This is a genomic window from Rhodoblastus acidophilus, from assembly GCF_025961575.1.
GTDB lineage: Bacteria > Pseudomonadota > Alphaproteobacteria > Rhizobiales > Beijerinckiaceae > Rhodoblastus > Rhodoblastus acidophilus_C.
This window is the reverse complement of sequence record NZ_JAOQNX010000023.1, coordinates 70,162-89,763: the sequence shown is the minus strand read 5'-3', so window position 1 is coordinate 89,763 and position 19,602 is coordinate 70,162. Positions and strand designations below refer to the sequence as shown.

At 65.2% G+C, this 19,602-nt stretch carries 22 protein-coding genes; 9 read left to right on the top strand and 13 right to left on the bottom strand.

Annotated elements, in window-relative coordinates:
• The first annotated feature begins 263 nt into the window (after positions 1–263).
• On the top strand, positions 264–1,151 hold the full coding sequence (locus M2320_RS16385; RefSeq protein WP_264598192.1) for a GNAT family N-acetyltransferase: 888 nt from the start codon (positions 264–266) through the stop codon (positions 1,149–1,151).
• Here the strand turns inward: M2320_RS16385 and M2320_RS16380 are convergent.
• The 3 genes from M2320_RS16380 to aroC all read right to left on the bottom strand — a co-directional run bounded on the left by M2320_RS16380 (position 1,112) and on the right by aroC (position 3,768).
• A complete protein-coding gene (locus M2320_RS16380) occupies positions 1,112–1,870 on the bottom strand; it encodes a lysophospholipid acyltransferase family protein (RefSeq protein ID WP_264598191.1) in 759 nt (252 codons plus the stop codon). The genes M2320_RS16385 and M2320_RS16380 overlap by 40 nt on opposite strands.
• Positions 1,871–1,900: 30 nt before the next feature.
• A complete protein-coding gene (locus tag M2320_RS16375) occupies positions 1,901–2,548 on the bottom strand; it encodes a class I SAM-dependent methyltransferase (RefSeq protein WP_264598190.1) in 648 nt (215 codons plus the stop codon).
• Positions 2,549–2,658: 110 nt separating this feature from the next.
• The gene (gene aroC / locus M2320_RS16370) at positions 2,659–3,768 is read right to left on the bottom strand and encodes a chorismate synthase (protein WP_264598189.1); all 1,110 of its coding nucleotides are present in this window, start codon (positions 3,766–3,768) and stop codon (positions 2,659–2,661) included.
• A gap of 68 nt (positions 3,769–3,836) precedes the next feature.
• Between aroC and M2320_RS16365 the strand changes: the two genes are divergently transcribed.
• Entirely contained in the window at positions 3,837–4,676 is an 840-nt protein-coding gene (locus M2320_RS16365) for a DUF1499 domain-containing protein (protein WP_184427248.1), read from the top strand.
• A 7-nt stretch (positions 4,677–4,683) separates the two neighbouring features.
• On the opposite strand, the gene cobD is transcribed toward M2320_RS16365, so the two are convergent.
• Positions 4,684–5,685, bottom strand: coding sequence for a threonine-phosphate decarboxylase CobD (cobD, locus tag M2320_RS16360; RefSeq protein WP_264598188.1), 1,002 nt, complete (start codon positions 5,683–5,685; stop codon positions 4,684–4,686).
• Here cobD and cbiB point away from each other — a divergent pair.
• The gene (cbiB, locus tag M2320_RS16355) at positions 5,684–6,658 is read left to right on the top strand and encodes an adenosylcobinamide-phosphate synthase CbiB (RefSeq protein WP_184427246.1); all 975 of its coding nucleotides are present in this window, start codon (positions 5,684–5,686) and stop codon (positions 6,656–6,658) included. The two genes, cobD and cbiB, sit on opposite strands and share 2 nt — an antisense overlap.
• Before the next feature lie 58 nt (positions 6,659–6,716).
• On the opposite strand, the gene M2320_RS16350 is transcribed toward cbiB, so the two are convergent.
• Both M2320_RS16350 and ribB read right to left on the bottom strand, forming a co-directional pair.
• Positions 6,717–8,162 carry a cobyric acid synthase gene (locus M2320_RS16350; RefSeq protein WP_264598187.1) on the bottom strand — a complete coding sequence of 482 codons (1,446 nt, stop codon included), beginning with the start codon at positions 8,160–8,162 and terminating at the stop codon, positions 6,717–6,719.
• Positions 8,163–8,334: 172 nt separating this feature from the next.
• Positions 8,335–9,630, bottom strand: coding sequence for a 3,4-dihydroxy-2-butanone-4-phosphate synthase (gene ribB / locus M2320_RS16345; RefSeq protein ID WP_184427244.1), 1,296 nt, complete (start codon positions 9,628–9,630; stop codon positions 8,335–8,337).
• Between the two features lie 140 nt (positions 9,631–9,770).
• On the opposite strand from ribB, the gene M2320_RS16340 reads away from it, so the two are divergent.
• Positions 9,771–10,430: a phosphodiester glycosidase family protein gene (locus tag M2320_RS16340; protein WP_264598193.1), complete on the top strand. Its 660-nt coding sequence runs from the start codon at positions 9,771–9,773 to the stop codon at positions 10,428–10,430.
• Between the two features lie 293 nt (positions 10,431–10,723).
• Positions 10,724–11,668 (top strand): helix-turn-helix transcriptional regulator, encoded by a 945-nt coding sequence (locus M2320_RS16335; protein ID WP_264598186.1) that lies wholly within the window; start codon positions 10,724–10,726, stop codon positions 11,666–11,668.
• 3 nt (positions 11,669–11,671) lie between these two features.
• On the opposite strand, the gene M2320_RS16330 is transcribed toward M2320_RS16335, so the two are convergent.
• The 6 genes from M2320_RS16330 to M2320_RS16305 form a co-directional block, all read right to left on the bottom strand.
• Positions 11,672–11,980: a hypothetical protein gene (locus tag M2320_RS16330; protein WP_264598185.1), complete on the bottom strand. Its 309-nt coding sequence runs from the start codon at positions 11,978–11,980 to the stop codon at positions 11,672–11,674.
• Positions 11,981–12,045: 65 nt separating this feature from the next.
• Complete coding sequence (locus tag M2320_RS16325) at positions 12,046–12,957, bottom strand: SPFH domain-containing protein (RefSeq protein ID WP_264598184.1); 912 nt, start codon at positions 12,955–12,957, stop codon at positions 12,046–12,048.
• A gap of 5 nt (positions 12,958–12,962) precedes the next feature.
• Entirely contained in the window at positions 12,963–13,337 is a 375-nt protein-coding gene (locus M2320_RS16320) for a phage holin family protein (RefSeq protein ID WP_184427241.1), read from the bottom strand.
• Positions 13,338–13,442: 105 nt separating this feature from the next.
• Positions 13,443–13,829, bottom strand: a complete 387-nt coding sequence (locus M2320_RS16315; RefSeq protein ID WP_184427240.1) for a response regulator — start codon at positions 13,827–13,829, stop codon at positions 13,443–13,445.
• Positions 13,830–13,985: 156 nt separating this feature from the next.
• Complete coding sequence (gene trxB / locus M2320_RS16310; protein WP_264598183.1) at positions 13,986–14,933, bottom strand: thioredoxin-disulfide reductase; 948 nt, start codon at positions 14,931–14,933, stop codon at positions 13,986–13,988.
• A 97-nt stretch (positions 14,934–15,030) separates the two neighbouring features.
• The gene (locus tag M2320_RS16305) at positions 15,031–15,231 is read right to left on the bottom strand and encodes a hypothetical protein (protein WP_264598182.1); all 201 of its coding nucleotides are present in this window, start codon (positions 15,229–15,231) and stop codon (positions 15,031–15,033) included.
• 155 nt (positions 15,232–15,386) lie between these two features.
• On the opposite strand from M2320_RS16305, the gene M2320_RS16300 reads away from it, so the two are divergent.
• On the top strand, positions 15,387–16,541 hold the full coding sequence (locus M2320_RS16300; protein WP_264598181.1) for a hypothetical protein: 1,155 nt from the start codon (positions 15,387–15,389) through the stop codon (positions 16,539–16,541).
• On the opposite strand, the gene M2320_RS16295 is transcribed toward M2320_RS16300, so the two are convergent.
• Positions 16,525–17,103, bottom strand: a complete 579-nt coding sequence (locus M2320_RS16295) for a methylated-DNA--[protein]-cysteine S-methyltransferase (protein ID WP_264598180.1) — start codon at positions 17,101–17,103, stop codon at positions 16,525–16,527. The genes M2320_RS16300 and M2320_RS16295 overlap by 17 nt on opposite strands.
• Before the next feature lie 320 nt (positions 17,104–17,423).
• Between M2320_RS16295 and M2320_RS16290 the strand changes: the two genes are divergently transcribed.
• The 3 genes from M2320_RS16290 to M2320_RS16280 are packed head-to-tail and all read left to right on the top strand — an operon-like array spanning position 17,424 to position 19,476.
• Entirely contained in the window at positions 17,424–18,242 is an 819-nt protein-coding gene (locus M2320_RS16290; RefSeq protein WP_264598179.1) for a hypothetical protein, read from the top strand.
• A 12-nt stretch (positions 18,243–18,254) separates the two neighbouring features.
• Positions 18,255–18,668 (top strand): cytidine deaminase, encoded by a 414-nt coding sequence (locus M2320_RS16285; RefSeq protein ID WP_264598178.1) that lies wholly within the window; start codon positions 18,255–18,257, stop codon positions 18,666–18,668.
• Positions 18,658–19,476 (top strand): purine-nucleoside phosphorylase, encoded by an 819-nt coding sequence (locus tag M2320_RS16280; protein WP_264598177.1) that lies wholly within the window; start codon positions 18,658–18,660, stop codon positions 19,474–19,476. The genes M2320_RS16285 and M2320_RS16280 overlap by 11 nt, the downstream gene beginning before the upstream one ends.
• Positions 19,477–19,602: the final 126 nt, after the last annotated feature.

The window sequence follows — 19,602 nt, the reverse complement described above, 5'->3', positions numbered from 1 at the left end:
GGGATTCCTCCCTCGCAATCACGAAGAAAGAATCGCATTGTTCAAGCCAGTTGGGAATCCCCCATTGAATCTGAAGCCGCCGAACGCGCTCTAGAGCACGTTCCGCGAACTCACGTTACGAACGCGATCTAGTTCTTTGATTTGACGCATTTCCTTCACGCGAACCGGAATCCGCTTCGATCTAAATGCTCTAATCGTCACAAAAGCTTCGCCCCAATGTGATCTTTGAAGCGAATACTTGGTTCTAGCTTTGGAGAGTCGCGATGTGGGGGTTAGCGCCCGTAGTCGGCAAGAAAATAATAGCCGGCGCGTTCCGAAAACCGTTCCGCGTCCTTCCCGTGACTTTGTCGGGATCGCTGGGCCGCATCGGTTCGCTGGAGGTCCGCCTCGCCACCACCCGCAAGGACGTGGCCAAGGCGCAACGCCTGCGCTACAAGGTTTTTTTCGAGGAAGGCGGCGCGATTCCCGACGCCAGGGCGGCGCTCACCCGGCGCGACGCCGACAAGTTCGACGCCTTTTGCGATCATCTCATCGTCATCGACCATGAGGGGCGCAGCCGCACCGGCAAGAAGAAGCCGACCGTCGTAGGCGCCTATCGCCTGCTGCGCAGCGATGTCGCGGCGAAGAAACGCGGGTTTTACTCATCCGGCGAATACGATTTGGCGCCGCTTCTGGCCCGCCATCCCGACAAGCGGTTTTTGGAGCTGGGCCGCTCCTGCGTCCTCAAACCCTATCGCGGGAAAAAAACCATCGAACTGCTGTGGCGCGGCCTGCTCGCCTATATCCGCGCCTATGACATGGACGCGCTGATCGGCTGCGCCAGCTTTGAGGGCGCGAATCCGCTGAAACATGCGGTGTCCCTGAGTTTTCTGGCGCATCACGCCGGCGCGGGCGAGGACTGGAGGGTTTGCGCGCGCAACGGCTTGCATGTGCCCATGGCCATGCTGGAGCAGTCGGCGCTGGACCAGCGCAAGGCGCTCGCCGGCCTGCCGCCGCTGATCAAGGGCTATTTGCGCGTCGGCGCAAAATTCGGCGACGGCGCCGTGGTCGACAAGAAATTCAACACCACCGACGTCTTTGTCGTCATGCCGGTGGCCGAGATGGACACGCGCTATCTCGAATTTTTCGGCGATTCCGAACGCGCGGCCTGAAGCAGGTCGCGCACCCGCGCCTCGGTCTCGGCCGCAAGTTGTTTGCGGTCGCGGCCTGACGCGTCGACCGCATCGCCAAAGAAGATTTGGCAGGAGACGCCGCCGCGCGTCTTCATCAGGCTCCACAGATGGGGCAAAAAAGTCATGTCGCCGTACCAGCCGACATCCTGCGAATAGGCGATCCCCACGGGCGCGATGACAAAGGCCTCGCCCGCCGCCTGCATATCGGCGAGCATGGCGAAATGCGCGGCGTTGAATTTAAGGACCGTCGATCCGTCGCTGGACGTGCCCTCGGCGAAGACGACGACATCCTCGCCGCCGCGCATCTTTTCCGACAAGGCCGCATTGACGAGCGGGATGGCGCGCCGGTTCTCGCGCTCGACGAACAAAGTGCCTTGCAGGCGCGCGAGAAAACCCAGCACCGGCCAGCTCGACACTTCCTTCTTGGCGAGGAAGACCAGCGGATGCAGGCTCGCCAGCGCCAGAATATCCGTCCAGGACACGTGATTGGCGACGACGAAGCGCGGGCGCGCGCTGGGCATTGTTCCATGGGCCTCGACGCGGACGCCCATGGCGGCCAGCATCAGGCGGCAGAACGCCATCTGGATGCGATGCTGGAGCGGCCAGTTATAACGCCGCGCCAGCCATTGCAGCGGCGCGGCGAAGATCAGCGAGAGGGTCAGGGCGAGGACGAAGGCGAGCGCGCGAAGATAGGACATGCCGCTTCATCGGACGCGCCGACGACAGTTTCATGACAATTGGCGCGGGAGCAGCCGGATCATCTTGAGGATGTCGCCGCGCAGGAATTTCTCCTCGATCACTTCAAGCCCGGCTTCGGCGAAATAGGATTCTGTGGTCGGGGTATAGGTGGCGGCGAAGGCGCCGCTCAGCCAGCGCGACATCACCTGCTGGCGCTTGCGCACCAGCGGGCGCGCGGAGAGGCGGTAATCGACGATGCGGATTTCGCCGCCGCGCTTGCAGACGCGGCGCAATTCCTTGAGCGCCGCCAATTGTTCATGGTCCTCGATGCAGGCGAAGACGAAAGTGGCGACGATGCCGTCGAATTTTTCGTCGGGCCAGTCAAGGCGGGTGAGATCGGAGCGGCGCAGTTCGACATCGACGCCGAGTTTTTCGGCGCGGACGCGGGCGCGCTCCAGCATGGCGACGCTGGCGTCGCAGCCCGAGGCGCGCACGCCCGCGGGATAGGCGACGAAATTGCAGCCCGTGCCGACGCCGGCGTCGAGAATGGCGCCCGTCAAGCCTTCGAACATGCGGCGGCGCAGCGCGCGCTTCCAGCCGATCTCGTAGGGCGCATCCAGCAGATCATAAAGAAACGCGATGCGTTCGTAAGTTTTTCGCGCGTTGAGCTGCTCCGCCGACGCCAGCATATGCGACATGTCGAACTCCCGATAACCGAGGCAATTTCGACTGCCTATGAAAATTAGGTGACATCCGCATGAAGCTCAGAGAACGCGGCCGCGCCGCCTCTGGGGGCGGCGCGCCATGCTCATCGCGGGAACGGCCAGGAGAATCCGTCGCCCTGCTGGCCCCGATGGCGCAAAAAATGGTCCGCGAGCACGCAGGCGACCATGGCTTCGGCGATCGGCGCGGCGCGCACGCCGACGCAGGGGTCGTGCCGGCCTTTTGTGCGCAATTCCACCTCGTCGCCGTAACGGCTCACCGACAGGCGCGGGGTCAGGATCGAGGAGGTCGGCTTGACCGCGAAACGGGCGACGATCGGCTGGCCGGTCGAAATGCCGCCCAAAATGCCGCCGGCGTGGTTCGCCAGAAAATGCGGCCCATCATTGCCGGCCCGCATTTCGTCGGCATTGTCCTCGCCGGTGAGCGCGGCGACGTCAAAGCCGTCGCCGATCTCCACGCCTTTGACCGCGTTGATCGACATCAGCGCCGCCGCGAGATCGGCGTCGAGTTTTCCATAGATCGGCGCGCCCCAGCCGGGAGGAACCCCCTCGGCAACCACTTCGAGCACCGCGCCAATGGACGAGCCCTTCTTGCGGATGTCGTCGAGATAATCGGCCCACAAAGCGGCGGCCTGCGCGTCCGGGCAGAACAGGCTGTTGTTCGACACCTCGGCCCAGTCCCAGCGGCTGCGATCGATCTTGTGCGGCCCCACCTGGATCATCGCCGCCCGGATGGTCACGCCCGGGATCACTTTGCGCGCGACGGCGCCGGCGGCGACGCGCGCCGCGGTCTCGCGGGCGGAGGAACGCCCGCCGCCGCGATAATCGCGGATGCCATATTTGACGTCATAGACGTAATCGGCGTGTCCCGGCCGATACGAATCCTTGATCTCCCCGTAATCCTTGCTGCGCTGATCCGTGTTTTCGATCATCAGCGCGATCGGGGTTCCGGTGGTGAGTTGCCGGCCCGTCTCATCGGTCATCACGCCGGACAGAATTTTGACCGCGTCGGGCTCCTGCCGCTGGGTGGTGAAGCGCGACTGGCCGGGGCGGCGCAGGTCCAAAAATTTCTGGATTTCGGCGGCTTCGAGCGGCAGGCGCGACGGGCAGCCGTCGACGACGCAGCCAAGCGCGGGGCCGTGGCTCTCGCCAAAGGTGGTGACGCGGAACAAATGTCCAAAAGTGTTGTGAGACATGCGCCGTAATAATCATGGATTGCGGGGAACGCCAAGCCTTGTTACCCCTTCCCGAACAAGGGGGAGCCATGGCGGGAAGCGCATTGCGGCGGCTGGCGTCTGATCAGCCGGTGTCGCGGACGGCGATCTTGGCGAAAAAACTCGCGCTGGCGTCGATCGGCGTGGCGCTGTTGGCGCTGGCCGCGAGCCACGCGCGCGGCCCGCTCGCGGCTTTTGTCGCCGTGCTCACCTTCAGCCCGACCCGCGCGCCCTCCCCAGGGCTCGGCCTGCTGCTGTTCCTGATCGCGCTGGTCATCGCGGCCGGCGCCCTGCTGACCGCCTTCGCCGCCATGGGCTCGATCTGGGTCAATGGCCGGCGCGGGGCGAAGCAGATCATCGTCGCCCTGCTGCTGCTCACTTTGTTCATCCCCTATCCCGCCTGGCTGGCCTATTCCACCGGCTCGCCCGCGCTGCTCGCCGACATTTCGACCGATTACGTCGATCCTCCGGCGTTTTCGGCCGATCCGGCGATCGAAAAGGCGCGCGGCTGGGCGCCGAAACCGCTCGACCCCGGCCGGGCGCAGGAGCAGGTCGCCGCCTATCCGGATGTGAAGCCGGTGCTGCTCGATCTCGAAACCGACGAAGCCTTTAATGCCACCCGCGAGGCGGTGACGGCCCTGGGCTGGACGGTGCTCGACGAGGTCCGTCCCGGCGGCGAGGCGCGGCCGGAGGGCCGGCTCGAGGCCCTCACCTGGTCGCCCGCGCTGCACATTCCCATCGCCGTCTCGATTCGCATCAAGCCGGCGGACGAGCAGACCCGCGTCGACATGCGCGTCGTCATGCGCTACGCGCCCACCGATCTCGGCTCCGGCGCGACCCTGATCGGCAAGCTGACCGAGGCGCTGGAAGACAAGGACAGCGAGGACTAGCCCAAGGCTAGCCCAAAGCCGCCCGCAGCCTCGCAAAATCCTGCGCGCCGTGAGGGATGCCGAAGCGCAGCCAGCCCGGCTTTTCCTCGAAGGGCCGAACGAGAACGCCGGCGCCGCAGAGTTTTTCGAAAATCTCCGCCGCCCGCTCGTGGCGCGCCAGTCGGAACAAAGGCGTTCCGCCGATCGTCTCGAGACCGGCGTCGCGCAGCACCGAATCGAGCGCCGCGCCGTCCTCCGCCAGCCGCGCGGCGCTTTGCGCGATCCAGTCGGAATCGGCATAGGCCTGCTGGCCGATCTCGAGCGCCGGGCCGCTCACCGCCCAGGGCCCCAGGGCCTGCCGCAACCGCCGAACGAAAGGCTGCGGACCCAAAGCAAAACCGAGCCGCACCCCGGCGAGGCCAAAACATTTGCCGAAGGAGCGCAGCACGACCACGCCGGGCAGCGGCAGGTCCGGGGCGAGACTGGCGCCGGGCAGGAGATCGGCGAAAGCCTCGTCGATGACGAGCCATTTGCCCCGCGCCGCCAGCCGGCTGGCGAGATCGCGAAGCGCGGCTAATTGCCGCAGTTTTCCATCGGGATTGTTGGGATTGACGATCACGGCGACCTCCGCCGCGAGCAGGCCGTCGAAATGTTCGACGACAAAAACCTCGGCGCCGCTCGCCGCCCAGCAGCGGCGATGCTCGGCGTAGGAAAAGCCCAGCACAGCCACGGTTTTGGCCGGAATCAGCCGGGGCAGCGCCTGAAGCAGGGCCTGCGTGCCCGGAGCGGCGACGCAGCACTGCGAATCACCCAAGCCGAAAAACCGCGCCGCGGCTGATTCGAGGGCCTCCGCAGCCTCCGGTTCGGGCAGCCGAGCGTAGGCTTCGGGGCCTGGCGTAACGAACGGATAAGCAACGCAATTGATTCCCGTCGAAAGGTCAAGCCAGGGCTTGGGGGCAAGAGGGTATTTTTTTGTTGCGGCGAAAAGTCTCCCGCCATGATAATGAGGCGCGTCACAGGGATTCGCCATGATAATATCCGCCTTCACTCTAGCCCTCGCCCTCGCCGCATTGCTGCTCGAGGGCTTCTTCTCCTATCCGCCAAAAGTTTACGCCGCAATCGGTCATCCGGTCGGCTGGATCGGCGCGCTCATTAAATTGCTTGACGACAAGCTGAACACGTCCAGCGCCACGCCCGACGCCAAGCGCAATGGCGGCATCGCCACCATTGCGATCGTCGTCATCGTCACCGGCGCCGTTGCTTATTTCTTCTCGGATTGGGCCGGTCATGGCATCATCGGCTTCGTGCTGCTGGCAGCCGTCGCCTCGAGCCTGGTCGCGCAGCGCAGCCTCTACGATCACGTCGAGGACGTCGCCCGCGCGCTCCAGCTTGAAGGCCTGCCGGCCGCCCGCGAAAAAGTGGGCAAGCTTGTCGGCCGCGACACCGCCGATCTCGACGAGGCCGGCGTCGCCCGCGCCGCGATCGAAAGCCTCGCCGAGAATTTCTCGGACGGCGTGGTCGCTCCCGCGTTCTACACGGTTCTGTTCGGCGTCCTCGGCGGCGCGGTCTACAAGGCGGTCAACACGGCCGACTCGATGATCGGCCACAAGACCGACAAGTATCGCATCTTCGGTGAAGCCACGGCGAAGCTTGACGACATTCTGAACCTGCCGGCCTCCCGCATCTCCGCCGTTTGGCTGTCGATCGCGGCGGCGCTGACCCCCGGCGCCGACTGGCGCGGCGCCAAGGATGCCGTGCTGCGCGACGCCAACCGCCATCGTTCGCCCAACGCCGGCTGGCCGGAAGCGGCCGTCGCGGGCGCGCTCGGCTACAAGCTCGCGGGACCGCGCGTTTACAATGGCGAGACCATTGAAGACGCCACCATGGGCAATGGCCGATCGGAGCTGAACTTCGCCGACGTCAAGCGCGCTTTGACGCTGTATCGCAAGGCTTGCTTCGTGCAGATCGGCGTTCTGGCGATCCTGCTGGTGCTGGTTTTCTAAGAAACCGACATTCCATCTTGAGGAGCCGGCCCCTGGGCCGGCTCTTTTATTTTGGGGCTTACCGCGCCAGCGCCAGCAAGGCGTCGAGATCGACCTGGGCGGCGAGATGATCCGCGAGTTCATCGAGAATGCGGTCAATCTCGGCTTCGTAATCGCGTCCGGCGCTCTCAGCCCCGATCCACTGCAAGAATTCCGCGCGAAACGGGTCCGAGCCGAAGAGGCCGTGGACATAGGCGCCGCGCACGGCGCCGGAGCCGTTTTGCGCGCCATCGACCCGACCGCCGGGGAAGCGGAGCATGGGCCGGGCGCAATCCGCGCCCTTGGTGACGCCGACATGCATTTCGTAGCCCGAAAATGCGGCGCCGCCAGCCGAGACGCCGGAACAGGCGGCCAAAGTCTTGGTCCCCGCCAATTCGGTTTCAACCGCCAGCAGCCCGAGCCCCGACGCCACGCCCGGCGGCCCCTCGAGACCGAGCGGATCGGCGATGGTTTCACCGAGCATCTGGTAGCCGCCGCAAATCCCGAAAATTTTGCCGCCGCGCCGGGCGTGGGCGAACAGGTCGATGTCCCAGCCCTGGGCGCGGAAGAAGGCGAGATCCGCGATGGTCGTCTTGCTGCCGGGCAGGATGACGAGGTCGCAAAGCGGCAAGGGCTGGCCGGGCGCGACCATGACGAGTTCGACCCCCGGCTCGGTCTTGAGCGGATCGAAATCGTCGAAATTGGCGATATGCGGCAGCAACGGGACGACGATGCGCTTGCCGGCGCCCTGACGGCTCCCGCCCAAGGCAAAAGCGTCCTCGGCGGGCAATTGCGCCGCGCGGGGAAAGAACGGGATGAGGCCGAGCGAGGCCCAGCCGGTGCGCTCCGCCATAAAGGTGAGGCCGGCGTCGAACAGTCGCGGGTCGCCGCGAAACTTGTTGACCAGAAAACCGCGCACCATGGCCGCGTCTTCGGGGTCGAGCACGTTTTTGGTGCCGACGATCTGGGCGATGACCCCGCCGCGGTCGATGTCGCCGATCAGCACGACGGGGACATTGTGGGCGCGGGCGAAGCCCATATTGGCGATGTCGCCTTTGCGCAGATTGACCTCGGCCGGCGATCCCGCGCCCTCGACCAGGATCAGATCGGCCTTTTCGCGCAACAGATTGAAGGAGTGCGCAACCGCCCCCGCGAGCTTCGGCTTGAGGTCCTGATAGTCGCGCGCCCGCGCCTCGCCGGCCATTGTTCCCTGCACGATGACCTGCGCGCCAATCTCGCTTTGCGGCTTGAGCAGCACCGGGTTCATGTGCACGCTGGGGGGCAGGCCGCAGGCGCGGGCCTGGAGCGCCTGGGCGCGGCCGATTTCGCCGCCGTCCGCCGTCACGGCGGCGTTGTTGGACATGTTCTGCGGCTTGAACGGCGCGACCCGCAGACCTTTGCGCGCAAAGGCCCGGCAAAAGCCGGCGACCAGCAGCGACTTGCCGACATCGGAGCCGGTGCCCTGGAACATGAGGGCGGGGGTCATCGCCTCCGCCTTTCAACCTCACGCGCGTCATGCCCGGCCTTGTGCCGGGCATCCACGCCCCTCCGCCTGCGAAAAACGTCGACCATTGCGGCCACGGGGCCGCGTGGATGGCCGGGACAAGCCCGGCCATGACGGCCCACACATGCGAGAGAATTGGGGCGGAATCCGCCTGTCATTCCTCGAACGCCGTGATCTCGATGCCGAAGCCGGACAGGCCGACGTAACGGCGCGGGGCCTTGGTGCGTAGGCGGATCGAGACCACGCCGAGATCGCGCAGGATCTGCGCGCCCAGGCCAATGTCGAGCCAGTTCTTGGTCCGCTGGCTCTCCGCCGCCGTCTCTTCCTTCTGCCCCAAAATATTCGCGGGCACGCCCACGGCGCCGTCGCGCAGATAGACCAGCACGCCGCGACCCTGTTTGGCGAAATTTTCCAGCGCCGCATTGATCATCGCGCCGCCGCCGAACACGTCGCCGAGCAGGTCGGCGCGATGCAGGCGCGCGCAGACGTCGCGGCCGTCGCCGACATCGCCGACCACCAGGGCGAAGTGCTGGACCTGATCGAACGGGGTGACGTAAGCGTAGCCCTTGAACGTGCCGAACTTGGTTTGAACCGGGAATTCAGCGACGCGCTGCGCCAGATGCTCGCGCGCCTGGCGGTAGGCGATCAGCTCCGCGACCGAGATTTGCTTGAGCTTGTGCTTCTCAGCGAATTCAGCGATCTGCGGTCCGACCATCACCGTGCCGTCGTCATTGGCGAGTTCGCAGATCACGCCGACCGGCGGCAGGCCGGCGAGCTTGCAAAGGTCGACGGCGGCCTCGGTGTGGCCGGAGCGCATGAGCACGCCGCCCTCGCGGGCGATCAGCGGAAACACATGGCCGGGGCGCACAAAATCATTGGAGCCGAGATTGTTGTTGGCGAGGCCGCGCACGGTGTTGGCGCGCTGCTCCGCCGAAATGCCGGTGGTCAGCCCGTGCTTCACGTCCACCGAAACGGTGAAGGCGGTGCCGAGCGGGGCGTCGTTTTCCGCCACCATCGGCGCCAGATGGAGGCGGCGCGCCTCTTGGAGCGTCAGCGGCGCGCAGACGATGCCGCAGCAATTGCGGATGATGAAGGCCATTTTCTCGGGCGTGCACAGGCTCGCCGCCATCACCAGATCGCCTTCGTTCTCGCGGTCGTCATCGTCGGTGACGATCACGATTTCGCCGCGCTTGATCGCCTCGATCGCCTCATTCACCGAATGAGTCATGCTTGATGCCATCCTCTTGTTGTCTGCCGAGAATTCGTGCAGAAAGTCGTTCGGCGTCACCGCGCCGCCTGTCTCGCGCGCAATGGCTTGCGCCGTTTCGCGCGACATCCACACGCTCTCCTGATTGCACAACTGGCTCACGGCGCCAGGGGTCAGGCCGAGCCGCCTGGAGAATTCGATTCGGCTCACGCCGGATTTGCGCAACCAATCCGCCAGTTTCATGGCGCAAGAGGCTAGAGCTTTTGCCGATTTTAGCAATACTAAAATCGCTGTTCGACAGGCCCCATCTGCACAGAGCGGTTTTTTTCTGCCTCGCAACCGGCTTGAGCGCCGGGCCGGCCCTCGCCAAGGCCTGCGAGGACATGAGTCGCGACGGCAAGCACTACACCGTCTGCAAGTTCGATCCGCGTCGCGACGACATCCGGACGTTCTGGCGCGGCGACAATGGCGCCCCGCTCGGTTCGTTCTCGGGCGTCGCCGCCTCGCTCAAATCCGGCGAAAAGCTGGTCTTCGCCATGAACGCCGGCATGTACGACAGGGACAACGCGCCGGTCGGCCTGTACATCGAAAGGGGCGAGGAGCTGCGCAGGGCCAACACCCGCGCCGGCGCAGGGAATTTTCACCTCAAGCCCAATGGCGTGTTTTTCGTCGGCCACGGCCGCGCCGGCGTTGTCGAAACCTCGACCTTCCTCAAGGAGCACCCCGCCGCCGACTATGCCACCCAGTCCGGTCCCATGCTGGTGGTCTCCGGCAAAATCCACCCAAAGATCCAGGCCGACGGGGTCTCGGAGAAGTCACGCAACGGGGTGGGCGTGGATCACGAGGGGCTCGCCGTCTTCGCCATTTCCAACGAACCCGTGACCTTCCACGCCTTCGCCGATCTGTTCCGCGAGACGCTACGCTGCGACAACGCCCTGTTTCTCGACGGCTCGGTCTCCGCGCTCTATGCGCCGGAACTCGGCCGCGACGATTTCACCTTGCCGCTGGGGCCGATGATCGGGGTGGTGGTCAAGGGCAAGTGACGGCCGCCGCGCCGGCGCGCCCCGCAATGCGCGACAAGCAGCCGCGTTGACGGCATGCGTTTAAGGATATATGGCCGTCGCACAGGCCAACATGACCAAAAGAAAATTTTTCTATTTTCTTGAAAAGGCGGCATGAGGTGACGGTTGACGTCGCGGGATTGATTCGCGCCAGCGATGAATTGAATTCCGCCATCATTTTGGGGCGTTCCTGGGCGCAAGCGCTTGAACAGCTTGCGACCGCCGCAGGCGCCAAAGCGGTCTGCTTCAGCCGGTCGACCGAAACGGACCTGAGAATGCTGCCATCCCTGGGGCTGGCGGAGCCCTATCAGGACATCAGGTCGCGGAGAACGCCGCCCTACAGCTCCAAAGTCTTGATTCTCAATTCCAACGCCAAGGGATTCGTCTCGGACGGACATGCGCGCATTCGGGAGCGGCTGGAGCGGGAACGGTTCTTCCGCGAGTATATGAAGCCGATCGCCGACGTGCCCTATCGGGCCTCGGCCTCGCTGCTCGGGCCGCGTGACAGCACCGGCCTGAAATTATCGTTCTGGCGCGGCGACAAGGAAGGCGCGTTCGATGCGCGGGATGTGGAGCGGTTGAATTCCGTGCTTCCCTCGATCCGGTCGTCGGCTCAGCTCGCCGTATTCGGCCTTGGCCAACAGGCGCGCGAACAATCCGTGCTGTTCCGGCGGCGCGGCGAATTCATGTTCGACATTGATTTTGCCGGCAGGCCGACCGAGGCCGGCGCCCAGGACATCGTCGCGCATGGCGATCCCCTCTCCATCCTCCGGGGCCGCCTGGTCTGCGCCATGGCGGCCGAACAGCGCCAACTCGAAGCCGTCATCGCGCGCGCCGTGGCGCCCGACCCGGTCGCTGGCGCCACGCGCTTGACGCGTCGACGCGATGGCGCGCCGTTTTTCCTGATGGTCACGCCCATTCGGGGAGATGCCGTAGACGTCATGGCGCCGGTGGCGGCGATTGGCGTGCTGATCGACCCCTCGCGGAAGAGCCAACTCGATCCCGCTATTTTGCAGCGCGTGCAAATGGCCGCCGGTTTGACCGACAGGGAGACGACGGTCGCCGGACTGATTTCCGCCGGTCTTTCCATCGCGGCGATCGCCGACCATGTTGGCGTCAGCCCAGGGACGGCGCGCAACCATTTGAAGGCCGCGATGCAAAAATGCGGCGTGCACAGCCAGGTCGAACTGGCGGCGTTCGTCAGCCGCTTCGAGGGCTGAGCGTCAGGCCGCGCCGTCGGCGACCGGCCTGTCGCGGAGCCATGGGCTCGGCGAGGCGAGACGAGCGAGATCGTCGGTGAACGTGCTTCTCGGGACTTCGAAATGTATCCCCGTGCGAACTTCATAGATGGAAAATGCGCCGTCCGGCGACAACCAACGCAATCTTTTCGCGAGCGTCACGGCTTCCTCGAACGTCGCAGCCTCGCCCACGCGATAGCCGCCGTCGCAAACAAAATATCGCTCGTCCGATTTTTCACCGTGCTCGGCTCCGCCGACAGCGTGCATCGCTCGTCCTCCTTCGCGCAAACACATCGTCCGAGCTTAGCAGGAACGTTTTCCGTCCGATTGTCTCAAATGGCATAGAGTCGCGCGCGAAATCAGCCCTTCGCCTTCTCCCCCGCCAGGATCGCCTGCAGGATCTGGTCGGAGACCGATTGCACCGCGCTCGGCGAATGCGACAGGAACAAAGTGTTGGTCTTGTTCAGCTCGCCGATGGATTTCAACGTATCGAAATATTGGGTCACCAGAACGAGTTGCATGACTTCGCGGGCGCTGGTGTCGCCGAGCGATTTCTGGAAATCCTCGATCGAGCCGCGCAAACCCTCGATGATCGCCCGGCGCTGGTTGGCGATGCCCTCGCCCTGCAAGGCTTTCGATTCCGCCTCGGCCTCCGCCTTCTTCACCACCAGAATCTTCTCGGCCTCGCCGCGCGCCGCCGCCGCCACCTGCTCGCGCTGGGCGGCGTTGATATCGTTCATCGCCGACTTCACCTTGGCGTCCGGAATGATGTCGGTGACCAGCACATTGATGATCTCGAAGCCGAACGCCGCCATGTCGACATCGAGTTCGCGCTTCACCGCCGCCGCAATGCCGGACTGGCTGGCGAACACCTCGTCGAGCGTCATGCCGGGGACGTGGCCGAGCACCACCTGCTCGACATAGGCGCGGATCTGCGCTTCCGGGTCGGACAGGCTGTAAAAGGCGGCGAAGACTTTTTCGGCGCGCACCTTCGTCTGCACCGAAATCGGGATGGTGACGAAGACATTGTCGCGGGTCTTGGTCTCCATGGTGAGCGCGATCTGGTTGACGCGCAGGCTCATGCGCCCGGCGACGCTCTCGATCAGCGGAATCTTCCAGTTGAGGCCGGCCTCGGCGCTGCGCACATAACGGCCGAACCGGGTGATCACCGCCATTTCAGCCGTCTGCACGGTGAAGAAAGAGCTGACGACCAGCGCCAGGATCACAGCCAGGCCCGCGGCGAGAACGCCGTTGACGAGATAGGCGTCCATACCGTTCAGCGCCGCACGACGATGATCTCGACCTGCCCGCGCGGGCCGACGAACCAGGAGACCAGCCAGCTGACCACGCTCACCACCAGCGACGCCAGAATGGCCGAGCCCAGCCCGGCGACCGCAAAACCGTCGAGGAAATGGGCGACCAGTTCGATCATCAGACCATTGATGACGACCAGGAACAGGCCGAGCGTCAGAATGGTGATGGGAATGGTGAGGACGACCAGGATCGGCCGGATGATGGCGTTGGCGACGCCGAGCAGCACCGCCGCCCACAGCAGGCTTTCCGTGGAACTGTAGGATACGCCGGGAATGATCCGCGAGGCGACCGCCAGGCCGAATGCGACCACGAGGGCGCGAAGCAGAAATCCGATCATGACAGCCTCCTGACCGCGCGCCGATGCGCCACGCGCCCGGGCATTAAAGCACAGATAGGAAGCTTCGGCGCAAGCGCCAAGGTTTTGCGCGCGACCCGCGAAAATTCAGGAGGCTTGCGCCTGACGCTCGATCAGACCCAGCTCCTCGAATTTTTCCTGCACCGCGTGATGGTCGTAGGGCTTGAGCAAAATGTCGTCGGCGCCGGCGCGCAGCGCCCGGCCGATCAGCATCGGATCGTTCTCGGTGACGACGAACAGGATCTTGCACTGGTTTCCGCCGGGCACGCGGCGCAGCTTGCGCAACAGTTCGATCGTGTCGACATTGGGCATGTTCCAGTCGAGCAGAATGGCGTCGGGCATGGCGGCCAGACAATGGTCCAGCGCCTTGGCCCCATCGTCGAGTTCCGTGCTGTCGAAGCCCATCATTTCGAGAATGCGGCCCGTCACCCTGCGGATGACGGCGGAATCGTCGACGACCAGCCCCTGTTTCATCACGTGCGCCCCGGCTTGCCCCGCACGCGCCTCGCTGGACGCATGCCTTTCACGCGGATTTCCGCGCTATTCTGGCGCGATCATGCGCGAAGAACCGTTAAAGAAACCAGAATATTCCTAACCTTCGCCACTTGACGTAGCGTCGACTCAGTGACCTCAGGCCTGCGCCACCAGCCACCGCTCCGCCTCCAGCGCCGCCATGCAGCCGAGCCCGGCCGCCGTCACCGCCTGGCGGTATTTGTCGTCGGCGACATCGCCGGCGGCGAACACGCCCGCAATGTTGGTCGCGGTCGAATCCGGGGCCGTCTTGATGTAGCCGCCGGGCTTGAGCGCCAGTTGGCCGGCGAAAAGCTCGGTCGCCGGCTTGTGGCCGATGGCGACGAACACGCCCTCCGCCGCGACCTCCTCCGTCGCGCCGCTGACGACGTCGCGCAGCCGCACGCGCTCGACCGAAAGCGGGGACTCCGACCCGATGATCTCGTCGATGACCCGGTTCCAGCGGATTTCCACGTTTTTCGTCGCGAACAGCCGCTCCTGAAGGATTTTTTCGCTGCGCAGGGAGTCGCGGCGATGAACGAGAGTGACCTTCGAGGCGATATTGGCGAGGTAGAGCGCCTCCTCCACCGCCGAATTGCCGCCGCCGACGACGATCACCGGCTTGCCCCGGAAGAAGAAACCGTCGCAGGTGGCGCAGGCCGACACGCCGAACCCCTTGAATTTCTCTTCGGTCGGCGTCCCCAGCCATTGCGCCTTGGCGCCGGTGGCGATGATCACCGCATCGGCGGTGTAGACGGTCCCGGAATCGCCGGTGAGCCGGAACGGCCGGCTGGAGAAATCGGCGGCGACGATATGGTCGGATTCGAAGTCCACGCCGACATGCTCGGCTTGCGCGCGCATCTGCTCCATCAGCCACGGGCCCTGGATCGGCTCGGCGAAGCCGGGATAATTCTCGACATCCGTGGTGATCATGAGCTGTCCGCCGGCGTCATAGCCGGAGATCAGCAGCGGCTTGAGCATGGCGCGGGCGGCGTAGATGCCCGCGGTATAGCCGGCGGGCCCGGAGCCGATGATGATGACCTTGGCGTGGCGTGAGGTGGAGCTCAACGATCTTCTCCGCAGACACGAGACATTGCCTGCGCGTCTACAGGAAATCGCCGCCGAGGGAAAGCGACGGCGCTTTCGGCTCTTCAGCCCAATATCTTCAGCCTAAGGACTGGATGTAGTTCATGAACAGGACCCCGCCCACCATGCCAACCATCATCACCGCGCCATTGCCGAAAATGCCGAGCCCCTTGTCGCGCAGAACGGCGTTCAGCGCATAACCGACGGCCAATAAGGCGAGCAGGATCAAGGGCAGGATGAGGGCGAGATCATTGGTCGTTGCGGTCTGAGGCTGGTCCACGGCAGGTTCCTCTTCGGGCTTGCCCAAGAAAACCGTCAAAAGCTGAAATTAATTTTAAGGCCTCTCGCCTCGGGCGCCAAACGGCGCGTTCAACCCAAATTTTACGCTTGGGAACTAGTTTGGGCTTGGAAATCGCCTCTTCGGGACAGGGGAGCATGAAGAAAGACCCCTACAAGCTCCGGGCCGTCGCCCTGCTGCTCGCCGTCGGCTTTGTCGGCGGCATGTTCCTGCAATACCAGGCGCCCGGCGCCTTCGTCTTGGCGTCGCATGAGCCGAAGAAAAAGCATGGCGCGAGGGCGGCCGGCAACGCGGACGCTTTCATGGGCGAGGAGGCGGGACCGGCGGGGGGCGCCGCCGAGGCGCCGCCGCCCGCTCAGGCGGCCGCCGAGCCGAGACCGCGCGACGACGAAGCGGCGAAAAAGGCGGAGGCGGAAAAGGCCAAGCTCGCGTCGCCCCAGGAGGTCACGCCCGCGACGCTGCAGGGCGCCGACGCCGTCGGGATCGTCGTCGACAATACGCTGGAATTCGCCGCCCCCGACGACGAGAATCGCAGTCTTTATTTCGCCTCGCGCGGAATCGTGGCCGAATCCGGCGGCAAGAACCTGGAGGCGCGGCTCTGGAGCCGGGACGACGACCGCTTGTGCCGCAGCCTGGGCGACGACAAGCGCGAATGTTTCTATCTCGTCGTTCGCCTGAACGAACAGCTCCAGAAAGGCGCCCCGAGCGAATTGCCGGAGAGGATCGCCGCCTTGAAGGAGGGCGAGCCGATCGGCTCGGTCGAGGGCCTGGGCGCGACCGCGCAATTGTTGCGCGGCAACCTCCTGGAGGTCCCCGGCTTCATCCCGCTGCTCGAAGGCAAGCCCGGCGCCGAATGGACCCAGGAGCCGGACGCGGCTGCTGGCGCGCGCAGCTTCGTCGGCGTCCTGCTCGCGCGTCAACGCCGCGACGCGGACCGTCAGGTGACTTTTTTCGCGCCGAACGGGCAGGTTTTCCAGGCCTCCCGGCTGGCGCGCCATACGGTGAGCCTGTGGATGGGCGAGTGGCGCCGACAAGGCGAGTTGGTCTGTCGCGCGTTAAAACCTGAAACGGAGGAGGCGCCGCGCGCCGAACAATGCGCCCGGCCGCGCCTCACCGACAGAAGCGTCGAATTCGTCGACGCCGGCCCATCCTGGCGTTCGTTCGTCCGCTTGCCCTGGCCCGAAGACGAACAGGACGCCGCGGGCGCCGCCGCCGATCCCGCCTCCGCGTCCGTGGTGCTCGGCGCGCGCGGGCGGAAAACCGGCCCAAGCTCGATCATGGACTTGCGGTGACGCGCGCCTCCGGCGCAGGCGGGCCCGCGCCTTTCTCCAGTTCGATCAGGCGCAGCTTGCGCTCCCGGCCCCAGCGGTAGCCGGAGAGCGAGCCATTGAGCCGCAGCACCCGGTGGCAGGGGATGACGATGGCGAGATGGTTGGCGGCGCAGGCGCCGGCGACGGCGCGCAAGGCCTTGGGGGCGCCGATCCGTTGCGCCACTTCGGCATAGCTGACGGTCATGCCCGGAGGAATGTCGCGCAGCGCCGTCCAGACCCGAAGCTGAAACTCGGTGCCTTCTATGTCCAGCGGTAGGGCGAAGGGACGCCAGGGCTGCTCGGCGATGTCGCGGGCGGCCTTGATGGCCGGTTGCAGCGTCGCCTCGGGCGCCGGCTGCGCCCCGGGATAGAGCGCGCGCAATTCCTTCGTCAGTTTCTTGGGCTGCTCGCCGAACAGCAGGGCGCAGAGGCCGCGCGGCGAAACGGCCGCCAGCGCCGAACCCAGAACCGTATCGCCGAACCCGTAGACGACGTCTTCGCCGTTTGCCTCAGGCTTTCTGGCCTTTCGCGTCCCGCTCGCCATGTGCGTCCACCCGACCGAAATACCCGCGCCGGACCTGAGACAAGCCGGGGCGCTGCAAACCATCGCCGGACGCGCGAAACCTGCGCGCGCGAGATCGCCCCGCGCGCAACGGCCCCCCAGCTCCGCGACCAGAAACCATAGCGGCGCAGGCGCGCGAAGCAAAGGTCGAAAAGGCCGCAGGCGCGCCTTTGGATTACGCATCGCAAGGTTGTATTGCGCGCATTTGCAAAAACAGGTTGCATTCACGCTTGTCCGTTTTTCAGGGAAGCCCATAGTTCTGTAGACGCTTTCACCTGCGTCACCAAGACAGGACGCGACCCATGCGCCTTGGCGATCCGCGCTCACGTGGAAAAGTGTTCGCGCCCGTCTGTGCGTGCGCCCTTTGTCTCGCCGCGGCGCCGGCGCTCGCCGGGGCCTGGACCCCGGAGGCCGGGCATGGCGAGGTGATCGTCACCACCCTGTTCGACCAGTCGAACGCCGGCTTCAACCAGGTCGGCCAATTCACGCCGACGCCAAAATACCGCTCGTTGCAGGCGTCGATCTATCTGGATTACGGGCTCGCCGACTGGCTCGCCGCGACGGTGAAGCCCTCGGTGCAGAGCTCGACGCTCGGCGCGCCGGACAACCAGACATTCACCGGCCTGGGCAACAGCGAAATCGGCGTGCGCGGCCGGGTCTGGCGGAACGATGTCTCGGTGATCTCGGTTCAGGCCCAGGCGCAGATTCCCGGCACAGGCGGGGCCGCCAACGCCTCGCTCAGCGGTTCGCAGAACGTCGATTTCGATTTTCGTTTTCTCGGCGGCAAGAATTTCTCCATCGGCGCGCTGCCGGCCTTCGTCGATGTCGCCCTGGGCTATCGCTTTCGCGGCGGTCCGCCGCCCAACGAAGTCCATGCCGATGTCAGCCTGGGTGTTTACGCGCGCCCTGATTTGATGGTGCTGGCGCAGAGTTTCAATGTTGTGTCGGGGCCCTCCAGCAGCCCGTCCTATCCGCGCTGGGCGCAGTCGAAGGCGCAACTGAGCCTCGTCTACGCCTTGAACGAAAATTGGCGCGTGCAATTCGGCGGCTTCGCCACCCTTGCCGGCGTCAACGCCTATCGCGAATATGGCGCGCTGATCGGACTGTGGCGCCGATTCTGACGGGATTTGCGCGTGAACGAATTTCTGGCTGAATTGTTCGAACAAGCGAAACAGGCGCGCGGACGCGCCCATGCGCCCTATTCGCGTTTCCAGGTCGGCGCGGCGCTGCGCGCGGCGAGCGGCGCCGTCTATTCCGGCGCGAATGTCGAAAACGCCGCTTACCCCTTGGGCGTTTGCGCCGAAACCTCGGCGATCGCCGCCATGGTCGCCGGCGGCGACCGGGAGATTCTGGAGATGCTGGTTCTGGGGCCCAAACGGATCGCGCCCTGCGGCGCCTGCCGGCAGCGCATGTCCGAATTCGCTAAGGGTTCGATGCTAGTCTATCTCGCGGACGCGTCTGGGGCGTGCAGCCGTCACAGTCTTTCCGAACTGCTGCCCCACGCTTTCGGGCCGGAGGATCTCAACGGGAACGCCGATGTCGAATAACGCTGAACAGGCCGCAGCCATTTTGCGCGCGCGTGGAGCGGTCGCGCCCGTCGATTTCGCCGTTCTCCTCGGCTTCGGGCTGGGGGGATTTTCCGAAACGCCGACCGGGGGGGTGAGCGTCGACTATGCCGAACTCCCCGGTTTCTCCCCCGCCGACGAACCCGGCGTGACCGGACGCGTGAGCATCGGCGCGGTCGAGGGCGCCAATGTCATGATGCTGCACGGGCAGGCGCATTTCTACGGCGCCGGCGACCCCACCTGCATGCTGACGCCGCTGGAAACCGCGAAAACGCTCGGGGCCAAATATCTCCTGATCTTCGCCACGGCCGGCTCCTCCAGGGCCGACCTTTATCCCGGCAATCTGATGATGGTCACCGACCATATCGCGCTGTTCGGCCTGAATCCGCTGATCGGCCTCGCCGGCCACGACAACGTGTTCTCGCTGCACGACGCCTATGACGCCCGCCTGCAACGGCGCATCAAGCGCGCCGCCGCCGCCGCGGGCGCGCCGATCCAGGAGGGCGTGTTCCTCTGGACGACCGGGCCGACCTTCCCCACGCCCTCCGAAGCGCGCGCGGCGCGGCAGATGGGCGCCGACGCCATCGGCTTCGGCGTCGCGCCCGAAATCATCGTGGCGCGCGCCCTTGGCTTGCGCGCGGCGGCGGTGGTGGCGGCGTCGCATTCCTCCACGGGATTGCAGGCCTCGGAGCCGCCCAGCCTCGCCGAAATTCAAAAGAACGCTTTGTCCGCCCTGGTGCCGATGCGCCGCCTGCTGCGCGCCTTCATGAAAACCGCCGACACCTTTTGAGCGCGTGAGCGACGTGAATTTTTGTAGAAATACCTTTTTCATTTGTCTCAGCCTTCTGGAGAAACCGGAAAGGCCTGTTATGATCGCCCGGTCACTGCCCGCTCCGCGGGACAGCGCCTTCCCTTT